General features: G+C 40.3%; 23 protein-coding genes. 16 read left to right on the plus strand and 7 right to left on the minus strand.

Annotated elements, in window-relative coordinates:
- Positions 1-67 precede the first annotated feature (67 nt).
- Entirely contained in the window at positions 68-1,267 is a 1,200-nt protein-coding gene (locus tag AC559H_RS20955; RefSeq protein WP_026795046.1) for a LamG domain-containing protein, read from the minus strand.
- A gap of 861 nt (positions 1,268-2,128) precedes the next feature.
- Here AC559H_RS20955 and AC559H_RS20960 point away from each other — a divergent pair.
- The 8 genes from AC559H_RS20960 to AC559H_RS20995 all read left to right on the plus strand — a co-directional run bounded on the left by AC559H_RS20960 (position 2,129) and on the right by AC559H_RS20995 (position 7,879).
- Positions 2,129-3,106 carry a sodium-dependent bicarbonate transport family permease gene (locus AC559H_RS20960; RefSeq protein ID WP_026795045.1) on the plus strand — a complete coding sequence of 326 codons (978 nt, stop codon included), beginning with the start codon at positions 2,129-2,131 and terminating at the stop codon, positions 3,104-3,106.
- Positions 3,107-3,109: 3 nt separating this feature from the next.
- Positions 3,110-3,403 (plus strand): P-II family nitrogen regulator, encoded by a 294-nt coding sequence (locus AC559H_RS20965; RefSeq protein WP_026795044.1) that lies wholly within the window; start codon positions 3,110-3,112, stop codon positions 3,401-3,403.
- A gap of 15 nt (positions 3,404-3,418) precedes the next feature.
- On the plus strand, positions 3,419-3,712 hold the full coding sequence (locus AC559H_RS20970) for a P-II family nitrogen regulator (RefSeq protein WP_026795043.1): 294 nt from the start codon (positions 3,419-3,421) through the stop codon (positions 3,710-3,712).
- A 91-nt stretch (positions 3,713-3,803) separates the two neighbouring features.
- Entirely contained in the window at positions 3,804-4,478 is a 675-nt protein-coding gene (locus AC559H_RS20975) for a carbonic anhydrase (RefSeq protein ID WP_026788248.1), read from the plus strand.
- Between the two features lie 38 nt (positions 4,479-4,516).
- Positions 4,517-5,821, plus strand: a complete 1,305-nt coding sequence (locus AC559H_RS20980) for a proton extrusion protein PcxA (protein WP_036831257.1) — start codon at positions 4,517-4,519, stop codon at positions 5,819-5,821.
- 212 nt (positions 5,822-6,033) lie between these two features.
- Positions 6,034-7,032 (plus strand): RNA polymerase sigma factor, RpoD/SigA family, encoded by a 999-nt coding sequence (locus AC559H_RS20985; RefSeq protein WP_026788246.1) that lies wholly within the window; start codon positions 6,034-6,036, stop codon positions 7,030-7,032.
- A gap of 83 nt (positions 7,033-7,115) precedes the next feature.
- Entirely contained in the window at positions 7,116-7,604 is a 489-nt protein-coding gene (locus tag AC559H_RS20990) for a GNAT family N-acetyltransferase (RefSeq protein WP_026795041.1), read from the plus strand.
- 68 nt (positions 7,605-7,672) lie between these two features.
- Positions 7,673-7,879 (plus strand): hypothetical protein, encoded by a 207-nt coding sequence (locus AC559H_RS20995; protein ID WP_026788244.1) that lies wholly within the window; start codon positions 7,673-7,675, stop codon positions 7,877-7,879.
- Positions 7,880-8,427: 548 nt separating this feature from the next.
- Here AC559H_RS20995 and AC559H_RS21000 read toward each other — a convergent pair.
- A complete protein-coding gene (locus AC559H_RS21000) occupies positions 8,428-8,658 on the minus strand; it encodes a hypothetical protein (RefSeq protein WP_026795040.1) in 231 nt (76 codons plus the stop codon).
- Positions 8,659-8,703: 45 nt separating this feature from the next.
- Positions 8,704-9,144 (minus strand): slr1601 family putative cell division protein, encoded by a 441-nt coding sequence (locus tag AC559H_RS21005; RefSeq protein WP_026788243.1) that lies wholly within the window; start codon positions 9,142-9,144, stop codon positions 8,704-8,706.
- 68 nt (positions 9,145-9,212) lie between these two features.
- Between AC559H_RS21005 and AC559H_RS21010 the strand changes: the two genes are divergently transcribed.
- Positions 9,213-10,409: an RNA-guided endonuclease InsQ/TnpB family protein gene (locus AC559H_RS21010; RefSeq protein ID WP_330949031.1), complete on the plus strand. Its 1,197-nt coding sequence runs from the start codon at positions 9,213-9,215 to the stop codon at positions 10,407-10,409.
- Positions 10,410-10,783: 374 nt separating this feature from the next.
- On the opposite strand, the gene psaM is transcribed toward AC559H_RS21010, so the two are convergent.
- Positions 10,784-10,879, minus strand: a complete 96-nt coding sequence (psaM, locus tag AC559H_RS21015) for a photosystem I reaction center subunit XII (protein WP_026788242.1) — start codon at positions 10,877-10,879, stop codon at positions 10,784-10,786.
- 166 nt (positions 10,880-11,045) lie between these two features.
- Positions 11,046-11,840 carry an inositol monophosphatase family protein gene (locus AC559H_RS21020; protein WP_026795039.1) on the minus strand — a complete coding sequence of 265 codons (795 nt, stop codon included), beginning with the start codon at positions 11,838-11,840 and terminating at the stop codon, positions 11,046-11,048.
- A 64-nt stretch (positions 11,841-11,904) separates the two neighbouring features.
- On the opposite strand from AC559H_RS21020, the gene AC559H_RS21025 reads away from it, so the two are divergent.
- Positions 11,905-12,237 carry an NAD(P)H-quinone oxidoreductase subunit M gene (locus AC559H_RS21025; RefSeq protein WP_026788237.1) on the plus strand — a complete coding sequence of 111 codons (333 nt, stop codon included), beginning with the start codon at positions 11,905-11,907 and terminating at the stop codon, positions 12,235-12,237.
- Between the two features lie 97 nt (positions 12,238-12,334).
- On the opposite strand, the gene AC559H_RS21030 is transcribed toward AC559H_RS21025, so the two are convergent.
- On the minus strand, positions 12,335-12,595 hold the full coding sequence (locus AC559H_RS21030; RefSeq protein ID WP_026798590.1) for a hypothetical protein: 261 nt from the start codon (positions 12,593-12,595) through the stop codon (positions 12,335-12,337).
- 271 nt (positions 12,596-12,866) lie between these two features.
- Between AC559H_RS21030 and AC559H_RS21035 the strand changes: the two genes are divergently transcribed.
- From AC559H_RS21035 to AC559H_RS21055, 5 genes are all read left to right on the plus strand, one after another.
- A complete protein-coding gene (locus AC559H_RS21035; RefSeq protein WP_027249820.1) occupies positions 12,867-15,044 on the plus strand; it encodes a PP2C family protein-serine/threonine phosphatase in 2,178 nt (725 codons plus the stop codon).
- Positions 15,045-15,213: 169 nt separating this feature from the next.
- Positions 15,214-15,444: a hypothetical protein gene (locus AC559H_RS21040; protein ID WP_026788235.1), complete on the plus strand. Its 231-nt coding sequence runs from the start codon at positions 15,214-15,216 to the stop codon at positions 15,442-15,444.
- Between the two features lie 298 nt (positions 15,445-15,742).
- Positions 15,743-16,186 (plus strand): hypothetical protein, encoded by a 444-nt coding sequence (locus AC559H_RS21045; protein WP_026788234.1) that lies wholly within the window; start codon positions 15,743-15,745, stop codon positions 16,184-16,186.
- A gap of 244 nt (positions 16,187-16,430) precedes the next feature.
- Positions 16,431-16,955: a DUF937 domain-containing protein gene (locus tag AC559H_RS21050; RefSeq protein WP_026795038.1), complete on the plus strand. Its 525-nt coding sequence runs from the start codon at positions 16,431-16,433 to the stop codon at positions 16,953-16,955.
- A 243-nt stretch (positions 16,956-17,198) separates the two neighbouring features.
- On the plus strand, positions 17,199-17,492 hold the full coding sequence (locus AC559H_RS21055; RefSeq protein ID WP_026795037.1) for a TIGR03792 family protein: 294 nt from the start codon (positions 17,199-17,201) through the stop codon (positions 17,490-17,492).
- Between the two features lie 7 nt (positions 17,493-17,499).
- On the opposite strand, the gene AC559H_RS21060 is transcribed toward AC559H_RS21055, so the two are convergent.
- The gene (locus AC559H_RS21060; RefSeq protein WP_162832335.1) at positions 17,500-17,643 is read right to left on the minus strand and encodes a hypothetical protein; all 144 of its coding nucleotides are present in this window, start codon (positions 17,641-17,643) and stop codon (positions 17,500-17,502) included.
- A 546-nt stretch (positions 17,644-18,189) separates the two neighbouring features.
- Between AC559H_RS21060 and AC559H_RS21065 the strand changes: the two genes are divergently transcribed.
- Positions 18,190-19,032, plus strand: a complete 843-nt coding sequence (locus AC559H_RS21065) for a hypothetical protein (RefSeq protein ID WP_051319458.1) — start codon at positions 18,190-18,192, stop codon at positions 19,030-19,032.
- Positions 19,033-19,097: the final 65 nt, after the last annotated feature.

Below are 19,097 nucleotides of genomic sequence, written 5' to 3' on the forward strand. Positions count from 1 at the left end.
TACCTCAATAATATTTCTACTGTTTAGCGTCTCTTTTCCTTCAATATTTACCGTTTCTAAGATTAACCTAAACGGCTGACCATTGAACGGTTAAAGTCCCATAATTATCGGCATAACAACCCACAACATCATTGATGCGGAAAGCAACAGTTTGTCCGGGTTTAATTACGAATTGAGTTGTCCCGTTAATTTCGGCTAAAACCGTATTAGTTTGTAGGTCAATTGCTAACAGTGCAAAGGATGTCTGTTGAGGATAAACCATGTATTGTTGATAGGGAAAACCCGTTTCTCCTGCGGCAGTATAATAAGGAAGAAAATAGGCAGGTTTCCATTCTCCTGACGGGTAAAAGGTAAAGGTCATATCCCGACCCGATGTATTCGTGAAGTTATAGCCCGTTTCTGAGGTACTGACAACATCAAATTGACCTGAAGTTAGAGGAGGTGGAGTGGGTACTGGAGTGGGTACTGGAGTGGGTACTGGAGTGGGTGCTGGAGTGGGTGGAGTGGGTACTGGAGTGGGTACTGGAAAGGGTACTGGAGTGGGTACTGGAGTGGGTACTGGAAAGGGTGGGTTAATAGTCTGAGAACCCATGGAACCTTTACAAATATTGCCATTATGACCATGACCTGTGAGGTCAGAAACTTGTGCGCCCGAAATATCGCTTAACCGCCAATAGGCGACTAAATTGGCTTCTTGACCCGTGAGGCGTTGATTCATTTTCGCCTGAATATCTTGTGCGCTGCGAACGCTATTCCAGACGCGAACTTCATCAATATAACCATTAAAGAAATAATTCCCCCCAACACAATAGCCCGACTCCGTAGAACCTGACCCAATGCGTAAGATATTCTGACGATTAGAACCCGTTGGCCCAGAAGGTTGATAGTTTAGGTTTTGTTGGGCGACTTGTTGGCCATTAATATAAAACCGGGCTACCGACGAACCTGGGTCATAAGTGGCGGCTAAATGAGTCCAGACATTGGCTTGAACTTTTGGCCCGCGAATTTTTTGATAATCACCATTTGGAGGTAACAGCCATAATTCCCAATTATCTTGATAGCAAGCTTGATAAAACATATACCCCCACCGATAACTATCGGGACGGGAAGTTAATACAGAGCGTTCAATTCCTGTATTTGAGGTGCGGGAATATGCCCAAGCTTCAATTGTAAAAGTTTGGGGATTTAATTCATTGTTGTAGCCAACATCAATCTTATCGTCTATACCATTAAAATACAGCAGTGATGCTGTTGCGCTGCTCGTCATAAAACTGGATGCTCCTTAGATTGAGGAAAGTTTTCAACTCAATGAGTCTGGATGTTTAACTGTTGAAATGAGTAAAAATGCCTGAATCCAAAACAGGTTGAACCTTCTATAAAGGTCTGATACTCATAATCTTTTTATTTCTGCCTGGAATCGTAATATTCTCAACCTTTTGTTGAACTTCACAACTCAACTCTAGGATGGATGCACAAAATCAATAATTCTTTGAGGTGTTGATGGGTTTAGGAGTGATGAATGGGCCAAAAAGTTGCTTTATCCATATTAGAGAGGACGTTAGCAAAAAAAATTCAAAGGAAAGCTACCTAAATTTAGCGTCCTCTTTCAAGGGGGATTTTTGGTCAAAAAAAAATTTACCACCAACAACTAATCATTATACAAGTAAAGGTGACGATCATTGTCAATTGTAACAAATCTTAATAATTCCCCTAGGAATTTGATCAGAATTGCCAAAAGAGCGACAACCTTAAAAAAGTCACTATGTTTTATAACCTAATTCAAGGTAAAATCTTTTATAGAATTAAGTTGAGTTGACTAGGGTGAAATAGGAATCAGAAGCAATGCACGTTTTACTGGTAGAAGATGATTTTAGATATATAGCAATCCTAAATAGGTTGTAACATTTTAATACTGACATGAAACAGCCAGAAGTATTACCCCAGATCCGGTGTTCCCTTTTAAGCCTATATTTTGAATATAAAATCTTGCCAGAATTATTTTTAAACTAAGTTTTAGTGCTAAAGTCTTAATTAAGAAGATTCTTAGAATTTTTTTACCCTTCTCTGAGTATATTCTATTTAATCTTGATTAAGATTTTTTATATCATCTACACCCAAACTCTAATTTATGGATGGAAGCCTGATTTTATTTAATATCCTTAACCCTCCGGTACTGTTTTTCTTTCTGGGGGTGTTAGCCGTCTTTTGTAAATCGGATTTAGAAATTCCTCCGCCTTTACCCAAACTGTTTTCGTTATATTTGTTATTGGCAATTGGATTTAAAGGGGGCTACGAGTTATCAGAAAGTGGAATTAATACCCAAATTGCCTTAACCCTGATGGCTTCGATTATCATGGCTCTTGTGGTTCCTGCCTATAGCTTTTTTATTTTGCGCCTAAAATTGGATGCGTATAATGCGGCGGCGATTGCAGCGACCTATGGTTCCATTAGTGCCGTGACATTTATTACTGCCAGTTCCTTCCTGGAAAAATTGCACATTGAATATGGCGGACACATGGTGGCGGCCTTAGCCTTAATGGAATCTCCAGCAATTATTATTGGGATTGTTTTGGTACGGGTTTTTGCCCCGGCTAAAGAGGGTGAAAATGAGGCTTTTTCTTGGGGAAAAGTTCTACATGAATCCTTTTTAAATGGTTCCGTTTTTCTATTGGTTGGTAGTTTAATTGTCGGACTGTTAACCGGAGAAAAAGGCTGGGAAAAATTACAACCATTTACCGAAGGTATTTTCTATGGTGCTTTAACCTTTTTCCTTTTAGATATGGGATTGGTGGCCGCAAAACGAATTCGAGAATTGAAAAAAGCCGGATCATTTTTAATTGCTTTTTCTGTTTTTATTCCCGTTGCTAATGCAATTTTGGGAATTATTATTGGTAAAGTCTTAGGATTTGGTGAAGGAAACACATTACTTTTTACGGTTCTCTGTGCCAGTGCTTCCTATATTGCTGTTCCCGCCGCCATGCGAATGACTATTCCCGAAGCCAACCCTAGTATTTACGTTTCCATGGCACTAGCTTTGACATTTCCTTTCAATATTATTGTGGGAATTCCCCTGTATTTAGAACTCATCAAACTCATTGGAGCCTAGAGAATGCAAGCGGTAAAAAAAGTTGAAATCATCATTGGTAGTTTTGAAGTTAATCAAGTTTTAGAAAAACTAGACCAAGCGAAAGTTATAGTATATACCGTGATCAAAAATACGTCTGGAAAAGGCGATCGCGGTTTTGCTAATGATGATTTCGGAGAAGTATTTAGCAACACTTATATTATGACGGTTTGCACCAACGAAAAACAACTTGAGCAAATTATTTCCAGCGTCACCCCTCTGCTGAAGCGATTGGGAGGAGTGTGTTTAGTTAACGATGCAACTTGGATTCACTACTAGAATTGTTAATTTAGTATGCAAGATATCAGAAAAGTAGAAATCATTATTGATACATTTCATGTTCAGGATGCCCTGGATATTTTAGATCAGGTCAAAGTCTCTGGATATACCGTGATTAAAGATACCTCTGGGAAAGGGGATCGGGGTATTTACTGTTCTGATTTAGACTGCAATTTTACGAGCAGCTATATCATGACCGTTTGTATCGATGAAAAACAACTTAATGTCCTGGTTGAGTTAATCACACCTTTACTCAAAAAAGTCGGTGGAATGTGTTTAGTGGGTGATGCCAAATGGGTAATCCACTAAAGGGATTTTAGGACAGTATACATTGACACCGAATCAGTTATCAGTTAGCAGTTGACCGGATCTCGAATGGTTAGTGATTGAGGACATATTTATGCCGATTAAACGCATTATTAGTGGTTTGAATGATTTTCAACAGAATTATTTCAAAGCCCACCAAGACTTATTTCAACGCCTCTCTCGCGGTCAAACCCCTGAGATTTTATTTATCACTTGTTGTGATTCTAGGATTGCTCCCAACTTGCTGACTCAGACTGAACCCGGAGAAATCTTTATTATTCGCAATATGGGTAATATTATTCCTCCTTACGGAACTTCAAACAGTAGTGAAGGAGCCGGAATTGAATATGCAGTTCAAGCCTTGAATATTAAAGAAATTATCATCTGTGGACATTCCCTGTGTGGTAGTATCAAAGGATTACTTCAACTCCAAAGTTTGTGTGATGAAATGCCATTAGTCTATGATTGGTTAAAACTTTATGGAGAATCTATTCGTCGGATCATTCGAGAGAATTATTCAGAATATTCGGGAGAAGAATTGTTAAGTATTGCCACCCAAACTAATGTTTTAAATCAAATTGCCAACCTAGAAACCTATCCAGTTGTTAGGTCTAGGTTACACGCTGGAAAACTCCACCTTCATGCTTGGGTTTATGAAATTGAAACTGGACGAATTTTAGCGTATGATGTTAAACAAAATCAGTTTGTTCCTCTTGAACAAGAACCCTTTCCCGTCCCTGACCTCTTGGCGATAATAAATCCAAGTTAAAGTCCTGTTATTATTCTGTTCTAGCCAACACCATCCAGATGAGTAATTCTATTATCAAAGTTCAAAAAGGTAGTTTAGGCACTCGATTCTCGAATGTGTTTAAATCCAGTAATCAATGGTTTCATAAAACCCCAGAACGGGCGTTAGAACAAGCCTATCAAGCTGCTTTAGCGATAAAAACCATAGAAGATCAGCGTTTTGGGGGTCGAAAAGTTTCCGAAGACGCACCCCAATATAGTCCCAGTGTTTTAGAGTGCTTTATTAAGGATGTTGAGCGGCATTTGAACACGATTAAATTCAAACTAAATGAATTCAAACTAACCCGGAGTTTAGACAATTCGGGAAACATAGAATTTATTGATAAATTAAGATTTATTGATGAAGTTGTTGATAAATATCAATATGATTCTCCCGGTTTCCCCTTATCATCTGATGACTCTCGGTTTACATCTGAAAACAAACTAAACAACGGAAAATCTAATGACCCATCGGGTTTATCCCCTCTGGATTTTGTAGAAGTTCAAGCCTCTGGAGAAATGTTTAAAGGAAAAAAAAGTGGGACTTTACCCCGTTCGATTGGACGCACGTTTCAAAAGATCCAAACGGAATTAGATGATGGCTCCGAAGAACGGTTAATGAATAGTTACCGAGCATCCCGAAAAAAAACAAAATCAGCGATTAATTTCCTATTGCTGCTTATTTTAATTCCCCTTTTATCACAACAACTATCTAAAAACTTTGTCTTTATTCCCCTAGTAGAACACTATCGACAAACCCATCAAGTGGCTTTATTTCTTAACCCAGAAATGAAAGAAGAAGCCCTTCATGAGTTAAAGTCCTATGAAGAAGAACTGCAAATGAGCAGTTTACTTTACAAAACTCCCGCTATTGAAGCCGAAGAAGTTGAAAAGAAAATGGCAGAAAAAGCCGAGGAAATTGCCCAAGACTTTAATCACAGAAGCAGTGAAGCGATTAGTAATATTTTTGCGGATTTCGTGGGATTAATTGCCTTTGCGTTAGTAATTATTTTCAATCGCCAAGGGTTAGCCTCCTTAAAATCCTTGCTCGATACGGTCATGTATGATTTGAGTGATAGTGCTAAGGCATTTATTATTATTTTACTCACGGATATCTTTGTCGGTTTTCACTCTCCCCATGGTTGGGAAGTTCTATTAGAGGGATTTTCTAATCACCTTGGAATTGCGCCGAATCGTAGCTTTATCTTTTTGTTCATTGCCACTTTTCCCGTGATTTTGGATACCATTATGAAATATTGGATTTTCCGTTACCTCAGTCGAATTTCCCCTTCTGCGGTAGCAACATTAAGAAATATGAATGAGTAAATTATGGGGTTGATTAAAACCATACCAAGGATTTCCCTGTCTTTTCAACAAGTCTTCTATAATAGAACCAGCATCAAGTAGTGATGGATAGTATTTCCTGATCTTTAAATCGGACTCAAGATTTTAAGGATGGGGAAAACTAAAAGTAGACTGCTCAAATTCTAGATCGTCAAAACCATTCTGTCATGGCGAATCTTAACCTGGAGGATACAATGAATCCACAGAATGCCACATTTTTTCCGATTATAGAAGCGACTGCATCTGGAGATGACGCCATCGCCGCACTGTTTAAACGGATGGCGCGTTATCCTTTACTCAAACCCGATGAAGAAATCGAACTCGCTCGTCATATTCAAAGTTTAGTTAAAATCGAAGCCCAACAAACTCAACTTACCCTGGAATTAGGACGTTTACCTACTCCCCCAGAACTCGCAACTTTAGTGGGAGTAACTGAAACAGAACTAAAACATCGTTTACAATCAGGAAATGCTGCAAAAAACCGGATGATTAGTTCTAATTTACGGTTAGTCGTATCTATTGCTAAACGTTATATTAATCGAGGAGTTCCATTATTAGATTTAATTCAAGAAGGAGCCTTGGGACTCAACCGCGCCACCGAAAAATTTGATCCCGATAAAGGCTATAAATTCTCGACCTACGCCTATTGGTGGATTCGTCAAGGAATTACCCGCACAATTGCTAATCAAGGGAGAACAATTCGCTTACCTGTTCATATTGTTGAACAGTTGAATAAAATGAAGTTAACCTATCGAGATTTAAAGCAATCGCTCCATCGAAAGCCCACCCAAGCAGAACTAGCGGAGGCGATGGGAATTACCCCCGAACAAGTGATTTTACTCGAACAAGTTCACCGTAAATCCCTATCTTTAAATCATCGAATTGGTTCTGAAGAAACCTCGGAATTAATGGATATTTTAGAAGATCAAGAAACCCAAACCCCTGAAGCTCAAATGAATGAAATGATGATGCGACAGGATTTATTAGAGGTTTTAGGAACAGTTTTAACTGAACGGGAAAAAGATGTTTTAGCCCTGCGTTTTGGATTAGTTACAGGCGTTCCTTACACCTTAGAAGAAGTCAGTGGAGTCTATAATTTATCCCGGGAACGAGTCCGACAAATTCAAGCCCGAGCCATGCGAAAATTACGCCGTCCTAATGTTGCTGAACGCTTAAAAGGTTGGATCAGATAATCAATTGATTATTGATTAAAATTGTGGTACAATAATGAGCAAGAGAATCGTTCTCTTGTCATTGTCAAACCTTCAATATTTATATGTCTAAATCCGCAACTTTACGACCCGCAACTATTGAGGATATTTCTGTTTTATTTGAGTTAATTCAAGCCTTAGCCGAATATGAAAAATTATCCCATGAAGTAACAGGAAATGCGGAAACATTAAAACAACATTTATTTGGTTCTCCTTGTTATGCGGAAGCTATCTTAGCTGAAATTGAAGGGAAAGCCGTGGGTTTCGCTCTATTTTTCAATAATTATTCTACCTTTTTAACCCAACCTGGAATGTATTTAGAAGATTTATTTGTACTTGCTGAATATCGTCGTCAAGGTATTGGGAAAGCCTTAATTACCTATCTAGCAGAATTAGCAGTATCCAGAGGCTATGGGCGTTTAGAATGGTCGGTTTTAGAATGGAATCAACCCGCTATTAATTTTTATCAAAAAATCGGAGCTAAAATTTTACCCGACTGGCGGATTTGTCGTTTAACGGGAGAATCCTTAACACAATATGGAAAAAATAAATAGGCAAATTCTTCCCAATTTAATATAAAATGAAAGCAATTTACTAATATGGGGTGAGAAGAAGATTTACAATGATAATTTGGGTAAATGAACAACTTGATCCGATGGGAATTGTTTACTCTTGTATTGCTTGTTCCGATGAAAAGCAAGCTCAAGACTGTCATGAATCCTTTCAAAAAGACCTAACCGAAACCCAAAAACAAGAAGGTTGGGTTGCTGTACTAAGAAGCGTTGAATCTTGGGATGATGTCCCTGTGAGTGCTTTAAAATTAAACTAAGTTAAAGTGGGACAATTGACACTCTCAGGTCTGAAGACGCGCTCGATTCTTGGTTCAACGAAACCACTTAATCAAAGTACCTTGCAGTGCTTTAACCAGAGGTGGGATTCTCCCCAAGCTAAAGAGCGGGTATGCCCTACCCTATTCGCATTAATGCGAGTTCTTTTTTGCTTAAAAACTGTTCGTCTAGCTCCCATGAATCTTTTACCCACTGCTGGGGGAAAACTAGAACTGTGCAGTAGAACCCTATAGATTCAATTGTCAAGGGCTCTCCTGAGCGCAGTCGAAGGGTTCAGCGTTTTGCCGTTAGGCGACTAGGTTTTTATACAGGTTGTTTACCTTTTCCTGTTACTGGATATATTAACATAGATTGAAGAAATATTCACGGGGGTTAAAACCCCCTGAGTCACTTTTCATCTGGTGGTCTGAAGACACTGAGTTTTCAAGCTCCCAGACTTATGTTATAAGGGAACAGGGAACACAGGCCGCGTCGTGAGCTTGTCGAACGAGAACAGGGAATAGGGGGGAAATACTTCACCGTCTGGGTTCTAGTATCCGTCTGGTGTCCTAACTGCCTTGGCGGTTGCTATAACAGATTGGAAGTGGACACTTAGATTCCCTACTATATTTTCAACTAATACAGTCGATGGAATTTGACTTACGGGTGCGGGTAACATTTCACCTCGGAAATCTAATACAGAGACAAGTAATAAATAAGCCAACGCCAAAATAATTGAAATCCCACCCGTAATATACGCAACAATTTTTGAACGTTCCATAAATCTGATTCTCCCTATTTTCACCGCACAAAGTTTTTCTAGGTTCTATTCTAAACCTGCGTAAGTGGTTGTTGGTTCCTCCGTTGATTCTGCGATGGTGCTTGGACGTTTTTCTAAGAAAATAATCGGCTTTTGAGTGGGATCAATCAGATTCCCCTGTTCCTGCATAATACTTTTAGTTTGCTGGGGATCAAAATAGCGAGTAAATTCTTCCCTTTCTTTGATTACTCTTTCTTCTGTCATTTTCACCTCAGCCCGAATATCCTGAAGTTTTTCTGAAGCCGAACGATGTTGGGGCAAAATCTGAATTAATGCAGAGAGGGCAAAAGCAGATAAAATTAGATTAACACCTAACTTGATGGTCGTTTCAATCGTAAGTAGACCCGGGTTATGAATTGTTCGTCGTTTGGCGGCTCGACGCGCACGGGGACGGCGAGAAGGGGAAATAGATGGAATAATTTGGGGAACAGGTCGAATCGCAGACATGATCTTTTTACCGAAAATTTTGGGTTTAAAGCCCCGTCGTTTCACGACGGCTTTTTATTCTAATTTTAGTGTATACTAAAGAAGTAGATTTAGCAAAAGAAATGAAAGCCAGATATCGTTATAGATGTTATCCAACACCTTCCCAAAAATTGGCATTAGCCAAGTTATTTGGTTGTGTGCGGGTAGTATGGAATGATGCACTGGCTTTTTGTATTTCCGAGTACAAAGGAGGGAATAAGAAACCGAAAAATGCTGAACTTCAGAAACAATTCATCACCCAAGTCAAGAAGCTAGAAGAACGGGAATGGTTGTCGGAAGTTTCAGCAATTCCCTTGCAACAATCCTTAAACAACCTAGAACAAGCCTATCAAAATTTCTTCAATTCCTGCAAAGGAACTAGAAAAGGTCAACGGGTTAAACCTCCAAAATTCAAGAAACGAAAATCACAGCAATCTGCCCATTTCACCAAGTTGGGATTTTCCTTCAAGAGCGAGAAGGTTTATCTCGCTAAAATTGGTAAGATTGATGTAATTTGGTCAAGGCAACTACCCTCTGAACCCAGTTCTGTCACAATTATCAAAGACAGTGCTGATCGATACTTCCTGAGTTTTGTGGTAGAAATTCAATCTGAAATCTTGCCACAATCTGAAAATTCAGTTGGTATTGATTTGGGAATAACCACCTTTGCTACATTAAGTAATGGGCAAAAAATAAAAGCTCCTAAGCCGCTAAAACAGCGAATCAAGGAGCTTCGTAAATTTTCTAAGCAATTGTCTCGGAAAACCAAGGGGTCTAAACGTCATGAAAAAGCTAGAAAAAGATTAGCTAAACTTCACGCCAAAGTTTCTGATACCCGCACCGATTTCCTGCATAAATTGTCTACCCAGATTGTTCGTGAAAACCAAACAATAGTCTTGGAAGACTTGAATGTTTCGGGAATGGTTAAGAACCGGAAATTATCAAGAGCTATTTCTGATTTAGGGTGGAGAAGTTTTAGAACTTTCCTAGAAGCTAAATCGGAGAAATATGGTAGAGATTTCCGAGTGATAGACCGATGGGAACCTACATCAAAGACTTGCTCTTGTTGTGGGTTCAAAATTGGCAAATTAGATTTGTCTGTAAGAGATTGGATTTGTTTAAATTGTGGCACTTCTCACGATCGAGATGTTAATGCTGCAATTAATATCAAAGCCTGCACTGAGCCAGGTCGAAGTGTCGCCGGAGGGATGCACGGAGACTTTAAACGGACGTGGAGAGAAGGTTAGACTTTCCAAGGAAAGCGCATCTCGGCGAAGCGTCAACCCACCAGCATTTCAACAGTTGTCTCCTGAGTTTGTCGAAGGGTTGATTTGTTGAAATAGATGGAATCCCCGTCCGTTTACGGCGGGGCGGATGTCAATAACGTCACAACCAACGGAACACCAACAGCAGGAGAGGGTTCTAGCTTTCCCCAAAACGGGTTAAGAATTAACATCCGATGCGGATTCCAAAAAAAACTGTCCCGACACCGTTACCGAGTTAACACACAATACTCTATCCCATTTGGGGTTAATTGTCTGCTATTTGGGTTGTTTTTGTCGAGACAGATTTATAAATTGACCCGTTATCAGTGAATTTTCACTAATAAGTTTGAAAGTTTCTATTTATACAGTTCGGTCGCCAAACGGAAGGCCAAAATTCCGGGGATCAAGGCAACAACCAGGGCAATGTACACCTGAGTATCTGTTAATGCCATTGTTGAATAGCTCCTTCATAAATTGAGATAATCGTTAACTAATGTCAACTAATTTGGGCATTTTGGGAAGGGATCGTAACAAAAAGTTGAAAAGGGAAGGTTAAGCTTCCCCATTCTGAAGACAAGGGGATTTCTGAAGAGTCCAGTTATAGCACCAAGGATTACATTATAGCTGGGCTAAGGGTTGAAATACCGATAATAATTCAGCCTGACTGACAACTAATGTAGGATAGGATTGAGTACCATAATCTCGACTCACTTCTAAGGGAAAGGGTTCGGGAGAGAGAGGACACCAAACCGCACCCGCCGCTTTAACAATGACCCAACTTCCGGCGATATCCCAAATTTTAGGAGTAGCTTCCACTCCCCCTAATGTTGCACCGAAGGCAACCGTGAGGAAATTATAAGCCGCCATGCCTAACATCCGAATTTTACAAGGAATTTGGGGAGCGATCGCAATACTTCGAGAACAGAGGTTAAAAAAGTGATTAGAACTCAAGGTATCAGAACTAGCATGAATGGGTTTACCATTTAAAAAAGCTCCTTCTGGGCCAGTTAATCCCGATGCACCATACCAAAACCCATGAAAAGTTTGATGTAGAGGCGGTAAATGAATCAAACCAAATACCGGAGTACCTTGATAAAGTAATCCTAGAGAAATCCCCCAAATTGGAATACCTCTGGCAAAATTAGTTGTACCATCTAAAGGATCAATCACCCAACACCAGTCCGTATTGGGAAAAATATGTTCAGCTTCTTCACTAATCACCCCATGCTGAGGAAAAGTATTAGTAATCCGAGTGCGAATTTCTTGATCAGCCCACTGATCAGACTGGGTAACTAAACTACCATCGGCTTTTTCCGAGGCTTGGACTGTGCCAAAATCGAGGATTAACTGTTGTCCAACGTCGGTGGCCGTGGTAAGTGCAAAGTCAAAAATTTGATCCCAAAAATTAGTCATTATTTCCTAAAGTAATGGCAAAATAAAAAACAATCCAGATAAAATCTATTCAGTTAAACCGCTTATGCTGCTGAAATCAACAACTCGCCATATTCATATTTATACGGCGGAAATTAAAGATGAGGAGTTAGTGGACAATGAACAAGTATTAACCTTGGATATTGATCCCGATAACGAATTTAACTGGAATGATCAGGCTGTGCAAAAAGTCTATCGCAAATTTGATGATTTAGTCGAGGCTTTCAGTGGCGAAGACCTCACCGAATATAATTTACGTCGAATTGGATCAGATTTAGAGCATTTAGTGCGATCGCTGATCCAAAAAGGTGAAATTAGCTATAACCTCGACTGTCGGGCGGTAAACTATAGTATGGGATTACCCCGAGTCGGCAATTAGTAAAATTATGACCATTAAGAGTCTGTACTCACCATATACAGACTCTTGATGGTGAGTTTGTATATACCCTAAACCTTATGATCACCCTCAAATCAGCCTACTCATCGGGTGCTGGGGATTGTTTTTGCGATCGCTGACGCCGTAAGAATTGTTTCATGGAAAGTTGACGGTTATTCATAAATCGATTCCAAGAACCTGGAAAAAACTGATCCATGGTTTCAATTAAAGCCCAAACCTCTAAATTAATCATCTGGTAATAGTGACCGTGAGACTTTTTGAGTTGAGTCAAGCGTTCATTAATTTCCAAATAAGGTAATAAATTAGGGTCATCGGAGGGGTTAGGGGGAGAATCACTCATGCTGTAAGCATCCTTGCCCAGAGCCAAGAAAAATTAACAACAAATGGTCAAGCAGATGGTGATGCTCAAAGGCTACAATAGTTCAGATTACCTGATCTTGATTGCCAATTGGTGCTAATTTTTAGGGTGAGTTATCAAAATTGGACAGGACTGGACATCTATTGTGGTTCTGGTGTTATCGCCCTCAACCTATGGGGTAGATAACAACGATAAACCATCCTAATTTTAGAAGATCACTTTTGAGTGGCAACGCCAGGCGTGAGGAACCCAAATGCAAAATCCTGTGGCAAAACAATATCTGTGGACGGTAGGCGAGGGGATCGAAGATCAGCCTTCGGGAACGATGATCGCAGATCGCTACCTGGTCAAAACCAATCGAATTGTAGTAGATACGCGACCAGAACTGTTGCCGGAAATACCCAGTGAGATTTCTGATCAGATTTCTCCCTATCTAAAATTATTTGCCTATCGGTTGCACATTCCGCAGGTCTATGGAATTATCTCCCCAGCTAAGGGAGGAATTAATAAACCGATCATCCTTTTAGAAAAAGGGCCGATTGCAGACCATGGGGAAACCCTAATGCCCACACTGGCGGCTCTGTGGCCCGATGCAACGGCAATGCGCCAACTGAATTGGTTATGGCAAATCGCTCAAATTTGGCAACCCTTTTGCCGTCAAAATGTCGCTTCCAGTTTGCTTAATTCCCATTTGCTCATGGTTCAGGGAAGATTAGTTCGGTTATTGCAGTTAGACCCAGATATCCATAATGCCACCCTCAAACAGTTGGGTAATTTTTGGCAACAGTGGGTTCCGACCGCACAGCCTCAAATCCAAAAATTCCTCCGACAACTGACCCATCAAATGATATCAGGGGAATTACGCACCTCCACCCAACTGATCCAACAATTGGATCAAGCCCTTTCTATTTGTGGACGGGGTTATCATCGTCAGATTGAGATTGCTGCTGGAACCGATGCTGGCCCCACTCGTTCCCATAATGAGGATGCCTGCTATCCCAATGGTGATCAACCGATCGAAGTTCCTCCGAGCGAACCCGCTTTGGCTATTGTTTGTGATGGAATTGGGGGGCAGGATGGCGGAGAAGTAGCATCTTCGATGGCGATTGATGTTCTGCGTCAGGAGGTGGAAAAAATGCCTCTGCATCAAGCCAATTGGGACCCATTATCCTTAACGCCTAAATTAAAACGGGCAATCTGCATCGCCAATGACGTGATTTGTCAACGCAACGATGATGAAAACCGTCAAGGTAGGGAACGGATGGGAACCACCTTGGTGATGGCTTTAGCCCATATTCATGAAGTTTATTTAACCCATTTAGGGGATAGTCGGGTTTATTGGATTAGTTCCAGTGGTTGTCATCAAGTGACGGTGGATGATGATGTGGCTTCTCGCCAGGTGCGTTTGGGTTGCGCCCTCTATCGCGATGCTCTGCAACAGGGGGCTTCTGGGGCTTTAATTCAAGCTCTGGGGATTACGTCATCGGTGACGCTGCATCCGACGGTACAACGGTTTCCCCTGGATGAAGATTGTGTGTTTTTATTATGTTCTGATGGATTAAGCGATCGCGATCGGGTGGAACAATATTGGGAAGCGGAAATTTTACCCGTTTTGCGTCAAGAAGTGGATTTAGTAACGGTTCGGGATCGTCTGATTGAAATTGCCAATACTCAAAATGGCCATGATAACGTCACCATTGCCTTGTTATTAATTACGGTAGTTCCCAAGGATGATCCCGATGCCCAGAAAGAGGTTTGTATCCCTCCTGTGGTTCCTTTAACCGAAGATTTAGGGGATGATTCTTCCGATACCAGTGATGCCGAAGATTCATCTATGGAAACAGTAATTGGTCGCCCTAGACCGGCTCAGTCGGGGGTGAATAAGATTTGGTTCCTATCCCTGGGTATTGCCGTCTTATTAGGGATTCTAGGGGCATTGCTCTATGGGTTAGGGGTGTTCAACCATGATCCCCAAGCACAACTAATAGACACTCCCACCCCTACGGATAGTCCTTCTATTCCTCCAATCCCTACTCCTCAAGCCTCTGCGCCCAGTCTGTTAAAATTGCAATCCTTGATTAAATTGGGAAATCCGACCGCCAATTCCAAGCGAATTACTCTGCTCACCGAATTTGGTAAAAACACTGTTAAGGGAACTGTTCCACAGGGATCGGTATTTCAGGTTCAGCTAAAACAGTCTACTCCTCAAGGGGGAATCTGGGTGCAAGTCAAAATTTGTTCGACTCCCAAAGCATCGACTAATGGGGAGTTATCTCCGGTTGATGCCACACCACCATCGCCGACCAATACCCCAGTTGCCCCATCCCTAGAAGCAGGGAACCAGGGTTGGTTGACAGAACAGGAAATCAATAGCCGTCTGATCCCTAACTTTTCCCCTGTGGGTCAAGACAAAGGACAGTGTACCCCTTAGCAATCAATCATCTTGACAACTTTGATCAAGATCACTATTAAACCCTATTCCTTATCACCCCACTCTGATGCTAAATATCAGTAGAGTCAATGTATTGGGATCACGGCAAATTTTGTAAAACTCCCTGACACTAGGTATTATCAGAACTTTTCAACGGTAGGAATGTACTATGACTTGTATTCGTGTTCGTGATGTGGTTCAAGAAGTGATGGCTGCGGGCTATCTGACCTTGCATAAGGAAAACCAATTAAGACGAATGCTACAAACTACCCATTATGATTCTGAGGATGTCCATGCCTTTGCTAATTTGCAGTTGGCTGCCATGTCAGGAAAAGTTAAGCAGGAATCCCGTGAAATCTATCAATTGGCAATTATGGAACAGGTATATAATTCACAATAAACATGGAATAATTAATTTTTTAACTCGTAATAGCCTTTCTTAACTCTCCAAATTGCAACCTTTTTTTATTAAGATTAATATAAAAAATAATCATTATCCATATTATCCCAACTAACCCTGGTTTGTGATCTATGTCACTCTGGCAATGTTAATTCAGTCAGAACAGATTCTGCGTGTTATCACGGAGATCAGATCGACACATCACAACCATAACCCTTTTACAATCACTGACATTTACCAGAAATTGTTAGATTATAGGAACACAAGTTAAAATATTTTATCCGTGAGAATAACGAACATGATTGTGGCTACCAAATCAACTCAAACCTTTCTCAGTGCAAATGGTTCACTCAAACCGATTCCCCTATCGACAAAATTTGGTGAGATTGAGCTAGAACAACTGTATAGAATCGCTGAACACAATCAGTGGAAAATGGAAAATATCGAGCATCGTATTTCTCAAGCCCGGTTAATGGTGGATGCAAATTGGGCTAGTCCTAAAGATCATGCCCTTTTAGAGTTAGAAAAACGGGGAAAACTGCATTTGGTAGATGGGATAGAATATTGGGTAGTGGAACTAGATCTAAATCGGGCAGCAGGAATTTACTTAAATCCAGATAGTTATACTCTGGAAGTAATGGTTATGAACCTAGAATGGTTTGCACCCATTCATCGGGAAAAAGTAACCACCCTGAAAAGACTGATTGAGTTAACGGGGGTAAATACAGAAACAAAAAACTGATCTAAACTTACTCAAAGTTACTCATAAATATAGCTAGACAACCAAAATAAGTAAGCAGTTCTATCATCTCATCTCTATATTGAATTATCTTGGATTATTTTTCTGATAATTTATTAGTAATTATAACAAATTATCCCTATTCAATTAAGGTTTTTTCACCTTTTTATCGACTTAATTAAGCCAATGGATCAGATATAGGATAAACTAGAGTGTAGTTCATCTGCATAAAAGGTTCATTAACAATATGGGACTATTTGATCAAATTTTAACAGCTTTGAATGATCCCAATACAGTAGGAAACACCGACCAAATCGGAGGGATTCTGAATACCGCTCAACAGCTTGGTAATCAATTAGGGATTGCCCCTGAAACCAGTCAAATGGTGATGTCAATGGTGGGGAGTTCCGTGCGGTCTTCTTTGCAAGAAAAACAAACCGAAATCGGAAATGATGGGGTACAAAATCTAGTCAATCAATTTGCTGGAATCACTTCTAACCCCCAGGCGGTAGAAATGTTATTTTCTTCGACTCAGCAACAGCAATTGATTCAAACCGTTTCCCAACATACGGGGGTTAGTGCCCAAACCATTCAATCGGTTTTACCCATGGTGGTTCCTTTAGTATTAAACCTGCTGAAAACAGGAACCAATCAACAACAATCTGCATCAGCTTCTAATTCGGTTTTAAATAGTTTTTTAGATGCGGATGGAGATGGAGATGTGGATATTGCTGATGCCATGCGTTTAGGGGGACAATATTTTAAAGGTTAAAAGGAATCGGGCGTAGGGAATTAGAGATTGTTTCTGGTTCTCTACTTCTGCAAAATATAGCAGGGAACAGCCCCCCCTAGCCCCCCGTGCACGGCAGGGAGGGAACAGGGGGGAAATACTTCACTTTCTGGGTTCCAAGATCCGTCTGGTGTCCTAACTGCCTTGGCGGTTGCTATATAGCAATGCAGAGCGTTTTTAAAACTTCTTTGTGTCTTTGTGGTTTAATTAATCTTAATAAAAATCATGGTTATTGAGTGGTTGAAATTCAAAGTTCCCACAGAACAATGGGAGCTATTTATTCAAAAGGATGAAGAAGTTTGGACAGCCGGACTCAAGAATTTTCCTGGATTTCTCGGAAAAGAAGTTTGGTTAGATGTGAAAAATCAGGAAATTGTCATGGTAATTCGTTGGGAATCCCAGGAAAAACTTGGCAGCTTTCCTGAAAAAACAATTCAAGAATTTGACGAAAAAATGGGAGAATTAAAAATACCTATTTTAGAAAGTCGAACCTATCAAATTAGAAAATTTATGCACTAAAAACAGGTTAAATTGTTGATGAGAATTTATGAAATAAAGCCAAAATAAAATTCAGACTGAGAAACCCGACTCCCAGGACTAAAATCACAAAAGCAGTAATACTAAAAATTGATCTCAATTGATCGAATTTGGGATTTTGATTTGGTTTCATCAGAAAAATGGGTAGAAACCCCTAACTTATAGTTAGGCTTTATATTTCCCCTTTCAGGGAGGAGGGTATGGTTGCCCTCCTAACTCCTATTTCTAGGGTAAAGTTAGCTTCGCCAATGTTTTAAGAGCTTGTTAGGCTAGTAGCACTGTCTTACCCCTCGTAAAACTGTTTAACTACTAACGACAGAGCCAGGGACTAGCTATGGCTGACGCCACGCTTCGCTATCGCATCCAACAGGGTGTCTTGACTCAAAAAACGTAGTCAGTTAAGACTTAGGCTGGTCAACTAACTGAAGTGGGAGGCATGAAGCCCCGTCACTTCAGTGCAGGGTGCTGACATTGAATCTAGGCATTAAGGGTGTTAAAATTCAGACAACTCCAATATCAAACCAGAAATTAAGATAATTTTGTACTCCCAAAACATCTTAACAGTTAAGGACTCGCCGAACCGATCATCAAATTTTTAATTCCTAGTGCGGATAGCCATAATTTTTTGTATTCTGGAGTTAACCACTGTGTCCCAATATCCCCAGTAGAATAGATTATTATGTTTCCCCCAGCGTCCTCTGCCCATCCCAATCGACCCCATGCTATAACTTCTAGTCCTATGCCGATGTCTAACTCTATTCTTCCTAAAACGGTTTTTTCTTCCCTGAAACAACGGCATTGGTTAGAGTTAGCAGAGTATGTTTCTCTGATCAGTTCGGCTGTCGGTTCGGGAGTAGTGGCCCTTTCGGGTCAAGCGTTTTATGGAGTTGCCCCCCTAACCTTAGCCCTATCGCTGAATGTTGCCAACCGTTATCGTTTAGAACAACAAACCCATCAAAATCAAATTGAAATTGTTCAAGCTCAAGACTCCGTTGAAAAGTTAGAAAAAAATACGGTTAAAGTAGTTATGGGGTTGAGGAAACAACTTTTAGAAGAAATTCAATCCCTCCAGCAAAAATTAGAGGCTTTTCCTACTACTGAAGCCTTGGACTCCGCCTATCGGAGTAAACAAGTAGCAGCTTTAGGACAAGCAGTAACTTCAAGCACCGAACATATTTCCCTAGCATTGGCAGAAATTAGAGCGGAATTTCGGCAAGAATTACAAACATTTTCCTCAACTGAAACGGCTCATTTAGAGTCTTTACAAGCGGATTTTCAAGGGCGATTTTTAGAAATTCAAGTTGTGATTGATCAATTACAACAGGAAAAATCTGGAGACTCTGCTTCTGATCTTCATCTATCCAAGATTCAAACCCGATTAGATGAACTTACCCAAGAACATCAAGAGGTAATTAAACCTCATTTAAGACGGTTATTATCCGTTGTTAAACAATTACAAACCAATCATCCCCGGAGTTTACCTATTCCCCCTAAACCTCTATCGAAAAATCCACCTGCATAGGATTGATCTATTGACCAAAATTAAATACTTCCGTTGAATTACTGGCAAAATATTTTATAATTTTT

Source organism: Planktothrix prolifica NIVA-CYA 540 (assembly GCF_963864145.1).
In the GTDB taxonomy this organism is placed as follows: domain Bacteria; phylum Cyanobacteriota; class Cyanobacteriia; order Cyanobacteriales; family Microcoleaceae; genus Planktothrix; species Planktothrix agardhii.